Genomic DNA, 12,633 nt, shown 5'->3' on the forward strand with positions numbered 1-12,633 from the left:
TACTGTCGGTTAAGAGCGTCTCTTCAGCGCAAGGCCAGTAAGGGCACCCGCAGTTGCAGGCGGCGATGCCGTCAACTGCTGCAACGGCTGTCTGGCAAAGAGAGACGCTTTCAAGCTTGGGTGAACCACAGTATCGCTAAGCGCATCGTTAAAGCAGCTCAATCTCTTTCTGCCTGCATTGCCATTGAGGACTTAAGCGGCATTCGAGAACGCACCAATCAACACCCCCGCAGTCGTGAGGAGCGGCGGCGTAGCAATAGCTGGGCGTTCTACCAGCTGCGGCGGTTTATCGAATACAAGGCTGTGAGGGCGGGTGTCAAAGTGGTAGCTGTCCCTGCGGCCTATACCTCGCAGATCTGCCACAAGTGCCTGCGTATTCATCCCGACTCCGCTCAATCCTATCGCAAGGGTAAGCAGTTCAAATGCGGGCACTGCGGTTGGGAAGGGGATGCGGATTTTAACGGTGCGAAGGTGATTGCGCTTTTGGGGGCTGCTGTAAACCAGCCTAGAGGTTCGGGCCTGTTTTGTTCTCTGGTGGAGCAGAGCAGGCTCAGGGCTACTGAAAGCCCGCTCCGTACCGCTTTAGCGGTCGGAGTCGGGTAGTTTACATGGGAGATGAAACAGCTGGGCCAAGGCGATGGCTCCCAAGCCTACCCCCAGGTTGATCACCAAGAAGGCCAACAGCACGTGGCGCGCCTTAAGGGCTGCAAATCCGGTCACACTCGGCTCGGCAGGCCGTAGAGGGGGAGATCCAGACACAGAGGCAGAGATCGCGGTTTTCCCATTTTAGGTTTGGCGGGGATCCCCGTAGGTGGGCTGCTGTCACCTTCTCCGGGAGAGGATGAAGATCCTTTTCTGAAGGTTTGGCCGGCCTTTTCAAGCCCAATCGAGCAGGCCGGTGGCCGCCTCCAAGAGTCGCCAGGCTGAGCCAGCAAGTTAAGATGTGTTACGGAATCCGTTGGGGCATCTATGGGCGCAACACCGTCAACACCGGTAGTGACAACAGCAGCGAGGCAGCATAACTTGGGTTCCGCAGCGGCGGACTCTCCGGTTATGACCATCCCGCCAGCAAATCTGGGAGTGGCACCGGAGTTGAGCCTGCGTTATGACCCAGAACAGTTGGCCAAGCAATATCGAGGGCGCTGGGATCTGGTGGTGCGGCGCCTGTTTCAGTTGATCACCCCCTTTTTGGGCTTGTTGGCCTGGGTGTTTTGGGATCGCTGGCGGGGAGTAGAACTGAAGAATCGCCCGAAACATGCGGCCCGGCTACGGGAGATCCTCACGGAATTGGGGCCGACAGCCATCAAAATCGGCCAAGCCCTCTCCACCCGTCCCGATCTGGTTTCGCCCCTATTTCTGGAGGAACTGGCCAAACTGCAGGATGAGCTGCCCCCCTTTGACAATGCCATCGCTTTTGCCCTCATCGAGTCGGAAATCGGCAAACCCGTAGACAAAATCTTTCGAGAAATCAGCCCCGAGCCGATTGCCGCCGCCAGCTTGGGGCAAGTGTACCAGGCCTACTTGCACAGCGGGGAGAAAGTCGCCGTCAAGGTGCAGCGGCCCGACTTGATTGGGCGCATCTCTCTCGACATGTATATTGTCCGCAGCCTGGCCGCCTGGGCCAAACGCACTTTCCGCCGCATCCGCAGCGACCTGGTGGGCATCGTCGATGAGTTTGCCGGGCGCCTCTACGAAGAAATGGACTACACGCAGGAGGGCCGCAATGCCGAGCGGTTCCTGGCGCTGTACCGTCACCCCTCCATCTACGCTCCCAAAATTTACTGGGAGTACACCCGCACCAAGGTGCTGACGATGGAGTGGATTGATGGCATCAAGCTGACTCAGGTTGACAAAATCGCTGCTGCGGGGCTGGATGGACGGCACTTGATCGAGATCGGTGTCAATTGCTCCCTCAAGCAGCTTTTGGAAAATGGCTTTTTCCACGCCGATCCCCACCCGGGCAACCTCTTGGCCATGTACGACGGGCGGCTGGCCTATATCGATTTCGGCATGATGAGCACCATCGCGCCCCATCAGCGCTACGGCCTGATCAAGGCGATTGTGCATTTGGTAAACCGAGACTTTGCCGGGCTGGCCCAAGACTACGTGGACTTGGAGTTCCTGGATCCAGATACCGACCTGACTCCCATCATCCCTGCTCTGGAAGCTGTCTTCGCCGAAGCGATGGGCAAATCGGTCTCCGAACTGAATTTCAAGAGCATCACCGATCGGCTCTCGGGGGTGATGTACGATTTTCCGTTTCGAGTCCCTGCCTACTACGCTCTGATCATCCGCTCTTTGCTCACCCTGGAAGGGATCGCCATCGGCCTGGATCCCAACTTTAAGGTGTTGAGCGTGGCCTATCCCTACGTGGCTCAGCGGCTGCTCACCGACCCGGCCCCGGAGCTGCGCGTATCTCTGCGGGAGCTGCTGTTTAACCAGGGGCAATTTCGCTGGAACCGCCTGGAGAACCTGCTGCGCAACGCCGTCAACAGCGAGGATTTTGACCTGCAGGGATCCCTGGAAAAGGCCGTTGATTTTATCTTTTCTGAGCGGGGCGCTTTCCTGCGGGAGCGCCTAGTGGATGTGCTCTTTTCCAGCTCGGGATCCCAGGGCGGCTCAGATGGCTTGGCTCATTTGCAGCGTCTGTGGGAACTCCTCAGCAGCAACCCGAGCTTTCAGCCGCTGCAGCTTCTGCCGATTGTTGCCAAGGTGGCTGCCAAACCGGAAGCTCAACAACTGGGCCGTCAATTGGCCTCCCGCTGGTTGCAACGCTCGGCAGCTCGCCTCATCCGCGACCTGCTATTGCCGGATACAGAAAAGCCCAGTTCACCCTCTTCCCTCAACGGGCGTGGCGGGATCCCTGGGCCAGCAACCTCTGCTTCTACCGCTCAACTTCCCCTTCCGGCCTAGCTCAGGTGCTCTTGGGGGGCAGTATCGCTGTTGGGGTTAACAGAGGCCAGAGCCAGCGTAATCCACTCGGAAAATTCATCGCGGCGGAAAACCTGGGGGCGGGAGCGGGGGCCAAAACGCAGCAGGCTGGGCATGCCGTGCTCCTTGAGTCGAGACTGTAGCCAGGTGCCCACACCGGTTTTGCCATCGTTGGGCATTTCGGTTTGGAAGTCACTGTACATCAACAACAACTGGCTGCGAGATTGGAGCACCGCATTCTCTTGAATTAACTTCGGCAAGGAGAGATGAGTGGCTGAGACTGCCCCTTTGCTCCCTTTGGCCGATTCACGACGACGGTCGCGCGGGCGCGGGTTAGTGCTTTCACGGCTCTTGCGGGTTTTGGGTTCACTAGGCATAGAATCTCCTAAACGACAGAGTGCTCCCCAACGGGGGTTAAAGCGGGAACTCGCAGGCCAAAAGCCGAGCCCGCTGTGAAAGTGGCTCGATGGGTACAGTTCTGGAGAATCGCTGAGAAGAGGGACACCTGCTCTTGAGTAAGCGAAGAAGAACTGCGCTGAGCCGGCACGAAAGGCTGGGATCCCTTCGGCGCAACAGCAGTCCACAGCGGGCCGAGCTCCTGCCAATACATCCAAGGCCTGCCCTTGTTTTTCCTGTCGGAGGCCAGTTTGGCTACCACGAATCCGCAGGGCAAGCAAGCCCGGATGTTACCCCTATATTGACTTAAAAATGGACAAGTGGACAGTCCCTGGCCGAGAATTTAGCTGCTGCGGCGGGAGCTTCGGAAGGAACTAGGCTTGCCCGCCGGTGGCGAGTATCGCTGAGCTACGGGAGTAGCCTCCTACTACACCTGGAAGCGGTTGTTGGTGGTGTCCAAAAAGGGGTTTCACTGGCTTACTGAGATACTATGCGCATTGCCATTGTCGGGTTGGGGTTGATTGGCGGATCCCTGGCCCTCAAACTGACCGAAAAGGGATATCCCGTCTGGGGGATAAGCCGCAACCCGGCCACCTGCAAACAGGCTCTGGAAAGGGGCGCTGTTCAAGGCTGTGGAACAGAGTTGGCCCAGTTGGCTCGCTTTGATCCGCAAATGGTGCTGATCTGTACCCCTCTGGAGCAGGTGTTGGCCACGCTAGCCGCCCTGTTGCCTTATTTGTCGGCAGAAACCGTGGTGAGCGATGTCGGCTCGGTTAAGCAGCCCATCGTTGCTCCGGCAACCGAATTGTGGCCCTGGTTTGTGGGGGGGCACCCCATGGCCGGCAAAAGCCTGCAAGGGATCCAAGCGGCAGAAGCTGACTTGTTTCGGGGGCGGCCCTACGTGCTCACTCCCATCGCCGAGACCCAACCTCAGGCTCTCGATGCGGTGAAAGAACTGATTGCTGCTGTTGGCGCAGAAGCTGTCCTCACGGATCCCGCACGCCATGACCGAGCGGTGGCCTGGATCAGCCATTTGCCAGTTATGGTCAGCGCCAGTTTGATCGCAGCGGTTAGCCAAGAAGGGGATCCCGCGATTCTGGAATTGGCCCGCACTTTGGCCAGCAGCGGATTCCGCGATACCAGCCGTGTTGGCGGAGGGATCCCGCAATTGGGTTTGGAGATGGCCCGCCACAACCGACAGGCGCTGCTGACTGCCCTGAGCAGCTACCAAGCTCAGCTGCGACAGATAGAGCAGTTGATCGATGGCGAAAAGTGGGACGAATTGCTCCGGGTGCTGCAACGAGCTCAACAGGAATGGCAGCAGTTCCCCGTCAACCATCCTCGCGGAATTCTCCACAACCTGGGCGGTGGGAATGGACAGTAGACGTACTCCCCCAAGACTGGGGATCCCAGGGGGGCGGGGGAGTTCATGCTACCTTGAGCTTATGTGGACAGATCGAGCTTATGTTGAGCACGGCTCAGCTTTGGCTTTACCAACTGGAACAATGGGCAACTGAGCTGGTGCAGTTTCAACTGCAGCACCTTTCTCCCGTTAGTCTGTTGGTGGTGGGTCTGGCGGGCTTGCTCACCAGTCTTTCCCCCTGCACGTTGTCTATGCTGCCGGTGACCATCGCCTACATCGGCGGCTACACCCCCGCTTCTGAGGAAACGGCTGCAGAAGGGCGGCTGCAGGTCTGGGCTCAATCCCTGGGTTTTGCGGCTGGCGTGGCTTTTACCCTGACCCTGCTGGGTTTGTCGGCAGCTTTGCTGGGTCGCGTTTACGGACAAACGGGATCCTTTGGGCCCACTGTGGCGGGGGGAATTGCCATCTTGATGGGGCTGAACTTGTTGGAGGTGCTCCCCCTGCGTTTTCCCGATGGGTTTAACCGCCTCGAGATTCCCGGAGAATGGCCCAGGTTAGGCCGGGCAGTGTTGCTGGGGTTAACCTTTGGCCTGGTGGCCTCTCCCTGCAGTACGCCGGTTTTGGTGGCTTTGCTGGCCTGGGTTTCCACCACAGGGCAGCCATGGGTAGGAGGCGGGCTGCTGCTGGCTTACGGGCTGGGATTGGCCTTTCCCCTGCTCCTGGCGGGGGTGTTTACCGGAGCGGTGAAGCAACTGTTGGCCCTGCGGCGCTGGTCGGGCTGGCTCACTTATGCCAGTGGGGTGGTGTTGGTGGGGTTCGGCAGCGTAACAATCTTGTCGGCTTGGGCCTAAGGGATCCCTGCTGCTGCAGGCTAAGATGGGGCTACACCTACAGCACCCTGTTGGGGACTGCACCTTGCCTGGCAAAAACGGCGATCTGAATCTTGAGCCGACAAACTTCTCATGGTCATATACTCTCTCCCGCTTGCCCGCTGGGTTTCCTCGCTGCGGCGGTACTTTCGTCATGAGCTGCTGCCGCTGCTGGCGGATCTGCGCCTGGCCATTGGCCTTTTGTTGGCAATTGCGGTCTTGAGCGCCACCGGCACGGTAATTGAGCAAGAGGAAACAGCGGCTTTTTATCAAGCCCACTATCCGGAGCATCCGGCCCTGTTTGGCTTTCTCACGTGGCGGGTGATCCTGAACTTGGGATTGGATCACGTCTACCGCACCCCTTGGTTTCTGGCCATTTTGATCCTGTTCGGCAGCAGCCTTGCCGCCTGTTCCCTGACGCGCCAATGGCCGATGTTGAAGGGGGCCCGCCGTTGGAGCTATCTCACCCGCCCGCAGTCTTTTCAGCGCCTGCCGTTTCGGACGTATCTGCCTCAGCAATCTTTACAAGGTCTGCCGGAGCGGTTGCGCCGACAGGGCTATCTGGTGTTTCAGGAGGGCCATTACCTCTACGCCCGCAAAGGGTTAATCGGCAGGATCGGCCCCATCTTGGTGCATGTCAGCATGCTGCTGATCTTGCTGGGGGCGATTTGGGGCAGCATTAGCGGCTTCAAGGCCCAAGAACTCATTCCCAGCGGCAGCGTGGCTTCCATTCAACACTTGACCGGAGCGGGAGATCTGGCTCGTGCTCACTTGCCTACCTGGCAAATTCGGGCCAATCGCTTCTGGATTGACTACGCTCCCGATGGCCGTGTCAAGCAGTTTTATTCCGACCTCTCGATCTTGGATCAGGGTCAGGAGGTCAAACGTCAGACCATTTCCGTCAACCATCCTCTCTCCTACCGGGGTGTGACCCTTTACCAAGCCGATTGGAGCATCGACAGCATCCGCATCCGCATCAACAACAGCCCCACTTTTCAAATCCCGGTGGTGCCGGTGCGTACCGAGGCAGGCAACAAACTCTGGGGCGCTTTTGTGCCCACCCAGCCGGACATGAGCCAGGGACTCACGCTGCTGCTGCCGGATTTGCAGGGGACAGCCCTGCTCTACGACACTGAAGGGCAATGGATGGGATCCCTGCGCCAAGGCATGAGCTTGGCCCTCGACGAAATCGCTCCCCAACGCTTCCCCAACCCGCTCACTCTGCATCTGGATGAGGTGATCGGCGCTACCGGACTGCAAATTAAATCCGATCCGGGGATCCCTGCGGTGTATCTCGGATTTGGGCTGTTGATGGTGGGGGTGGTGATGAGCTACTTCAGCTACAGCCAAATCTGGGCTTTGCAAACGGAGACGGGGCTCTACTTGGGGGGCAAAACCAACCGGGCCTTGGTTACTTTCGAGCGAGAATTCGACCGCTTGGTGGAGCAACAAAAGGTCGCCTTCTCTCTTTCCCAGATCCTGGCGGAAGCTGAGATTGGATAGGTGCTGCCTTTTCCTCCGAAACTGAGCTCTATCTCCTGCCCAATAGGGATCCCATGAGGTTGAAAGCCCTCATTTGATTTTCCTTGCCACACCCTAAAGTTCTCTGGAAGGATGTATACGATGCAGGGATCCAGTGGCCGGTCAGGGGGATCCCTTGGGTCGGGCTCATGGCTTGAGTTTGAGGGGATGTTCTCGGGTCATCCAAAGTGAGAGGGAACTTGAGAAAAATGCAAACTACTGTTTCAGTTTCCACACACTTCTCCACATCCGGAAAGCTTGCTTAGAGATTGAGTTAGAGTGTTTCCAGTCGGTTCCTGCAGTATGCTGCCTTTTCAGGAGGGCAAGACATGAAAGTTGGAGATCGGGTGCGGGTGCGTACCAGCGTGATTGTCTATCACCACCCGGAACATCGCAATCAACCTTTTGACCTCAAAGGTATGGAAGGGGAACTGAAGGCCGTGCTTCGAGATTGGAATGGCCGCCCGATCAGCGCCAATTTTCCCTTTCAGGTGCAGTTTGGCAACAAGTTCCGTGCCCATCTCCAGGCTGATGAGCTGGAGGTGGTGGAGTCGGCTGGTTCTGGAGAGTCTGCTGAGACGGCTGCCTAGTTGAGGCCCAACAGCGTGCGGTTGGTTTCCAGAATCGGCCTGATCAACTTGGTTTCTTCGGGGGTGAGGTAATTGGCTATCACCTCTTGCAGAAAGCGATAGGTGGCCTCGCAACTGCGTTGGGTGCGGAAGGCCCGCATCAGCGTTTGGAACCAGTAGAGAAATCGATCTTTGTAGCGTTGCTCATCGTCCAGGAGCATGGCCAAAGCCGAGAGGCGCAAAACCCGCACGGTGTCAGCCTTCCACTTGTTGCTGAAGTCTTCCACCCCTCGCATGAGCAAGTAGGGATCCAGCGCGCGCATTTTCATCTCCACATCCCGGATGATCTGGGCTTCCGCCGCCTGAATCTTGCGATAGGCGCTCAGGCGAAGGTCAAAGGAGGCTAGATAGGTCTCCATGAACTGCAGCTCTTCATCCCTGAGATAGCGCCCGTCGGCAGCGATGCTCAGTTCGCGCAGTTGAGTCAGCATAGGGATCCCTGGGCAAGCTGGAATGAGAATGGAAAAAACACCACCTGTTCTGACTGACGGTCCAGCCTTGGTCCCTCAATCCTATCCCCAAACTCCCGGCCAGAAGAGCGGGATTGCAGGGATCCCCGGCAACCCTCTCAGTCAGGTTAATATTAATTAACAGTCTGTTGCTGCAAGAACCCACCCGACCCCAGATTGTTACCCATAGGTCACCATCTGCGAGTTCGATTCAAAAACACCCTTTGGGAGGAAACACTTCCGTGAGTCAGAAAGGTAAAAACAAGAAATGGAGAAGCGCGGGGTTATATGCGCTACTGGCCATCGTCTTGATCTCTTTAGCCACCACCTTCTTGGGTACCCGCCCGCCTGAGCGTTTGGAGATCAGCTACTCCGACCTGATCAGCCGTGTTGAACGGGGCGAGGTCAGCAAAGTTTTGGTGGAGACGGCCCCGGATGGTCGCCAGGTTGCCATCGCCGAGGCAGAAATCAACAACCGCGCCACCCCAGTGCAGGTGAATCTGCCCCCCCTTACTCCTGAGTTTGAGAACACCCTGGTTGCCAACGGGGTGGAGCTGGCCGTGCGTCCTGTCCAAGAGGAGGGGCTACTTGGGCGCATTCTCAGCACCTTCTTCCTGCCGGTTTTGCTCTTGCTGGGGCTCTTTTTCCTGCTGCGGCGGGCTCAAAATGGCCCAGGCAGCCAAGCTCTCAACTTCGGCAAATCCAGGGCACGGGTGCAGATGGAGCCGAAAACCCAAATTACCTTCAACGATGTGGCCGGCATCGATCAGGCCAAGCTGGAGCTGGCAGAAGTGGTGGATTTCCTGAAAAATTCAGAGCGCTTCACAGCTTTGGGAGCCAAGATTCCCCGCGGGGTGCTGCTGGTGGGCCCGCCCGGCACCGGTAAGACCCTGTTGGCCCGCGCCGTAGCCGGAGAGGCGGGTGTGCCCTTTTTCTCCATTTCCGGCTCCGAGTTTGTGGAGATGTTTGTCGGGGTCGGCGCTTCTCGCGTGCGGGATCTGTTCGAGCAGGCCAAGCAAAATGCTCCCTGCATCGTCTTCATCGATGAAATTGATGCAGTCGGTCGCCAGCGGGGAGCTGGCTTGGGAGGTGGCAACGACGAACGGGAGCAGACCCTGAACCAGTTGCTCACCGAGATGGACGGTTTTGAGGGCAACTCCGGCATCATCGTCATTGCGGCCACCAACCGCCCGGATGTGCTGGATGCAGCGCTGCTACGGCCTGGCCGGTTCGACCGCCAAGTTACGGTGGATCGCCCCGACTTTCAGGGCCGGCTAGAAATCCTCAAGGTGCATGCCCGCGGCAAAACCCTGTCTGCCGATGTGGATCTGGAGAAATTGGCCCGCCGTACTCCTGGGTTTACCGGTGCCGATTTGGCCAACCTCCTGAACGAAGCGGCTATTCTGGCTGCCCGCCGCAACCTCACCGAGATCTCCATGGACGAGATCAACGACGCGGTGGATCGGGTGTTGGCCGGTCCGGAGAAGAAGGATCGGCTGATGAGCGAACGGCGCAAGGAGTTGGTGGCCTACCACGAGGCGGGCCATGCCCTGGTGGGATCCCTCTTGCCCAACTACGATCCCATCCAAAAAGTGACGATCATCCCCCGGGGACAAGCAGGTGGCCTCACCTGGTTCATGCCCAGCGATGACGACATGGGACTCACCACCCGTGCCCATCTGAAGAACATGATGACCGTTGCCTTGGGTGGGCGCGTGGCCGAAGAAGTGGTCTACGGAGAGTCGGAGATCACCACGGGGGCAGCCAGTGACCTGCAGCAGGTGGCCCGCATCGCCCGCAACATGGTGACCCGCTTCGGTATGAGCGATCGCCTGGGAAATGTAGCCCTAGGTCGCCAGTACACCAACATTTTCCTGGGCCGGGAGATCGCCGCAGAACGGGATTTCTCGGAGGAAACAGCAGCCCTCATCGACGAAGAGGTGCGGCGGCTGGTGAACGAGGCCTACCAACGGGCTACCTACTTGATTCGAGAAAACCGCGCCCTCTTGGATCGGATTGCCCGCCGCCTGGTAGAGGCCGAAACCATCGATGGGGAAGAGCTGCAGGCCATCATCGACAACTCTGAGGTGGTGATGCTGCCCCCCGAAGAGGAGCCAGAGCCGCTGACGCTTCCTATGGCCGTCAACGCCAGCGCCTAGTCTCTTGTCCCCAAGCGCAAACCCGGGATCCCTGCTTTTCCTCTTGAGGAGAGAGGGATCCCAATGTTTTGTATGATTTGCGCTGGGAGAGGGGGAGTCCACCCTAGCCGGCAACAGCCGAACCCAACAAAGTCCGGCTCGCCTCTGCTTCCAGGGGCTGAGGCTCGTAGATTTTCAGCACGTACTCGGCTACCATGCGGTCGGTGTTGAAAACGGGGTTGAGCGTGCGGATCGCCTCCTTCATGCGGGCAATCCAGCGGCGCGGGATCCCTTTCTCATCCCGGTCGTAGAACATGGGGATCACCTCATACTCCAACAAGTCGTAGAGGGAGTTGGCGTCCAAGTCGTCTTGGGCAGCGGGATCCAGACCTTCGATTTCTTGGCCAATAGCCCAGCCATTGCGACCGTTGTAACCCTCCGGCCACCAGCCATCCAGCACCGACAAGTTCAATCCCCCGCTGAAGCCCACCTTTTGTCCTGAGGTGCCAGAGGCCTCCAGAGGGCGTCGCGGGTTGTTCAGCCACACATCGACCCCCTGCACCAAATTGCGAGCGACATAGGCATCGTAGTTTTCGATGAAGGCGACTCGGTTGGCCACCTCAGGCCGGTTGGACCATTCCACCACCCGCTGGATCAGGCGCTTGCCCCCTTCGTCCCGGGGATGGGCCTTGCCGGCGAAGATAATTTGCACAGGGTACTCTTTGTTGGTGAAGATGCGGGTAATTCGCTCCAGATTTCGCAGGATCAAATCTCCTCGCTTGTAGGTGCTGAAGCGACGGGCAAACCCAATCGTCAAGACCTTGGGATCCAACAACTGGTTGACCGCTTGGATGCGCTCATTGCTTTCGCCGCGATTGCGCCGGGCCCGCAACACTCGGTGACGGGTGAAAGACACCAGCCGCTCCCGCAGAGCCTCTTTGCGCCGCCACAGTTCTTCATCTGGGATCTCTTCCACCTTGGCCCACAGTTCCGGGTCTGACACCCGCTCCGGCCAATCGGGGCCCAAGTACTGGTCGTAGAGGTTCCAAAAAAGAGGGGAAACCCAGGTACGGGCGTGAACCCCATTGGTAATGGAGCTGATGGGCACCTCATCCACCGATCGCTCGGGGTAGAGCACACGCCACATTTCGCGAGAAACCCGTCCGTGGAGCTTGCTTACGCCATTGGCCGCCCGCGCGTACCGCAAAGCCAGCACCGTCATGTTAAAGCGCTCCCAGGGATCCCCGGTGCGCCGAGCTCCCAAGGCCAAAAATTGTTCCCGCGTCAGGCCCAGTTGAGGCCAGAAGGAGGCAAAAAAGGCATCCATTTCATTGGGGCTAAAGGCATCGTGGCCAGCCGGCACCGGTGTATGGGTGGTAAACACGCATTTTTCCCGCACCTTGGCCTCCGCCGTCTCGAAGGGGGTGCCCCGCGCCACCTCCTCCCGCAGCAACTCCAGCGTTAGGAAAGCAGCGTGCCCTTCATTCATGTGATAGACCATGGGATCCAAACCCAACTGGCGCAGCAGGCGCACCCCACCGATACCCAGGATGCACTCTTGGGCAATGCGAGTATCGGTGCTGCCCCCGTAGAGGTGGGCGGTAATCCAGCGGTCGATGGGGTCGTTCTCCGGCAGGTCGGTGTCCAGCAGAAAAAGAGGTACCCGGCCCACGTCCGCCCGCCAGGCCCGCGCCTTCACCAACCGCTGCCGCATCGCCACTTCCACCAACAGAGGGCTGCCATCCGGCTGGCGCACCAGAGTCAACGGCAGAGACTCAAACTCAGAGTCTTCGTAAAGCTCCCCCTGCCAGCCATTGTTGTCCAGGCGCTGTTGGAAGTAGCCCTGACGGTAGAGCAACCCGATGGCCACCAGGGGCACTCCCAAATCTGAAGCCGACTTGAGGTGATCGGCAGCCAACATACCCAGCCCGCCAGAGTAGGTGGGCAAAGACTCGTGCAAGCCGTATTCGGCACAGAAATAGGCGATGGGACGCTGCCAGTCGTAGGTTTTCATGGTGCGCTTGGCCCAGGTATCCTCAGCCGCCATGTACTGCCGATAGGACTGCACCATCCGGTTCAACGTGTTGAGGTAGTTCACATCGGTGGCCAAGGCTGCCAACCGCAAGTAGGAAACCTCCTCCAGCATGCGCACCGGGTTGTGGGAGGTTTTTTCCCACAGGGCGGGATCCATTTCCCGGAAAATGGTGAGGTGATCGGGGTTCCAGGTCCACCAATAGTTGCGGGCGATCTCGCACAGGGGCGTGAGCGCTTCCGGCAGCACCGGACAACGTTCGGGAAAAGCAGGAGCTAAGGTGGCAATGGACATAGGACAGATAC

11 protein-coding genes are annotated in these 12,633 nt (G+C 58.6%); 7 read left to right on the plus strand and 4 right to left on the minus strand.

Annotated elements, in window-relative coordinates; translation table 11 throughout:
• Positions 1-603, plus strand: a 603-nt coding sequence (locus ACVW0C_RS01035; protein ID WP_457384051.1) for an RNA-guided endonuclease TnpB family protein, incomplete at its 5' end; no start/stop codon positions are given.
• Here the strand turns inward: ACVW0C_RS01035 and ACVW0C_RS01040 are convergent.
• The gene (locus ACVW0C_RS01040; protein ID WP_457384052.1) at positions 583-759 is read right to left on the minus strand and encodes a hypothetical protein; all 177 of its coding nucleotides are present in this window, start codon (positions 757-759) and stop codon (positions 583-585) included. The genes ACVW0C_RS01035 and ACVW0C_RS01040 overlap by 21 nt on opposite strands.
• A gap of 294 nt (positions 760-1,053) precedes the next feature.
• On the opposite strand from ACVW0C_RS01040, the gene ACVW0C_RS01045 reads away from it, so the two are divergent.
• Complete coding sequence (locus ACVW0C_RS01045) at positions 1,054-2,913, plus strand: ABC1 kinase family protein (protein WP_457384053.1); 1,860 nt, start codon at positions 1,054-1,056, stop codon at positions 2,911-2,913.
• On the opposite strand, the gene ACVW0C_RS01050 is transcribed toward ACVW0C_RS01045, so the two are convergent.
• Entirely contained in the window at positions 2,910-3,308 is a 399-nt protein-coding gene (locus tag ACVW0C_RS01050) for a hypothetical protein (protein WP_414330450.1), read from the minus strand. The genes ACVW0C_RS01045 and ACVW0C_RS01050 overlap by 4 nt on opposite strands.
• 509 nt (positions 3,309-3,817) lie before the next feature.
• On the opposite strand from ACVW0C_RS01050, the gene ACVW0C_RS01055 reads away from it, so the two are divergent.
• From ACVW0C_RS01055 to ACVW0C_RS01070, 4 genes are all read left to right on the plus strand, one after another.
• Positions 3,818-4,711, plus strand: coding sequence for a prephenate/arogenate dehydrogenase (locus ACVW0C_RS01055; protein WP_457384054.1), 894 nt, complete (start codon positions 3,818-3,820; stop codon positions 4,709-4,711).
• Between the two features lie 80 nt (positions 4,712-4,791).
• A complete protein-coding gene (locus tag ACVW0C_RS01060) occupies positions 4,792-5,541 on the plus strand; it encodes a cytochrome c biogenesis protein CcdA (RefSeq protein ID WP_457384055.1) in 750 nt (249 codons plus the stop codon).
• 111 nt (positions 5,542-5,652) lie between these two features.
• Positions 5,653-7,062 (plus strand): cytochrome c biogenesis protein, encoded by a 1,410-nt coding sequence (locus ACVW0C_RS01065; protein WP_457384056.1) that lies wholly within the window; start codon positions 5,653-5,655, stop codon positions 7,060-7,062.
• A 347-nt stretch (positions 7,063-7,409) separates the two neighbouring features.
• The gene (locus ACVW0C_RS01070; RefSeq protein ID WP_414416427.1) at positions 7,410-7,670 is read left to right on the plus strand and encodes a ferredoxin-thioredoxin reductase variable chain; all 261 of its coding nucleotides are present in this window, start codon (positions 7,410-7,412) and stop codon (positions 7,668-7,670) included.
• Here ACVW0C_RS01070 and ACVW0C_RS01075 read toward each other — a convergent pair.
• Positions 7,667-8,140, minus strand: a complete 474-nt coding sequence (locus tag ACVW0C_RS01075) for a globin family protein (protein WP_011432275.1) — start codon at positions 8,138-8,140, stop codon at positions 7,667-7,669. The genes ACVW0C_RS01070 and ACVW0C_RS01075 overlap by 4 nt on opposite strands.
• A gap of 260 nt (positions 8,141-8,400) precedes the next feature.
• On the opposite strand from ACVW0C_RS01075, the gene ftsH reads away from it, so the two are divergent.
• A complete protein-coding gene (ftsH, locus tag ACVW0C_RS01080; RefSeq protein WP_457384057.1) occupies positions 8,401-10,317 on the plus strand; it encodes an ATP-dependent zinc metalloprotease FtsH in 1,917 nt (638 codons plus the stop codon).
• Between the two features lie 103 nt (positions 10,318-10,420).
• Here ftsH and glgP read toward each other — a convergent pair whose 3' ends face one another.
• Entirely contained in the window at positions 10,421-12,622 is a 2,202-nt protein-coding gene (gene glgP / locus ACVW0C_RS01085) for an alpha-glucan family phosphorylase (protein WP_457384058.1), read from the minus strand.
• Positions 12,623-12,633: the final 11 nt, after the last annotated feature.

Source organism: Thermostichus sp. OS-CIW-26, assembly GCF_054058395.1.

Coding starts and splice junctions, on each gene's coding strand:
- ACVW0C_RS01045 (WP_457384053.1), top strand. CDS start 1,054: ATGACCATCCCGCCAGCAAATCTGGGAGTGGCACCGGAGTTGAGCCTG.
- ACVW0C_RS01050 (WP_414330450.1), bottom strand. CDS start 3,308: ATGCCTAGTGAACCCAAAACCCGCAAGAGCCGTGAAAGCACTAACCCG.
- ACVW0C_RS01055 (WP_457384054.1), top strand. CDS start 3,818: ATGCGCATTGCCATTGTCGGGTTGGGGTTGATTGGCGGATCCCTGGCC.
- ACVW0C_RS01060 (WP_457384055.1), top strand. CDS start 4,792: ATGTTGAGCACGGCTCAGCTTTGGCTTTACCAACTGGAACAATGGGCA.
- ACVW0C_RS01065 (WP_457384056.1), top strand. CDS start 5,653: ATGGTCATATACTCTCTCCCGCTTGCCCGCTGGGTTTCCTCGCTGCGG.
- ACVW0C_RS01070 (WP_414416427.1), top strand. CDS start 7,410: ATGAAAGTTGGAGATCGGGTGCGGGTGCGTACCAGCGTGATTGTCTAT.
- ACVW0C_RS01075 (WP_011432275.1), bottom strand. CDS start 8,140: ATGCTGACTCAACTGCGCGAACTGAGCATCGCTGCCGACGGGCGCTAT.
- glgP (WP_457384058.1), bottom strand. CDS start 12,622: ATGTCCATTGCCACCTTAGCTCCTGCTTTTCCCGAACGTTGTCCGGTG.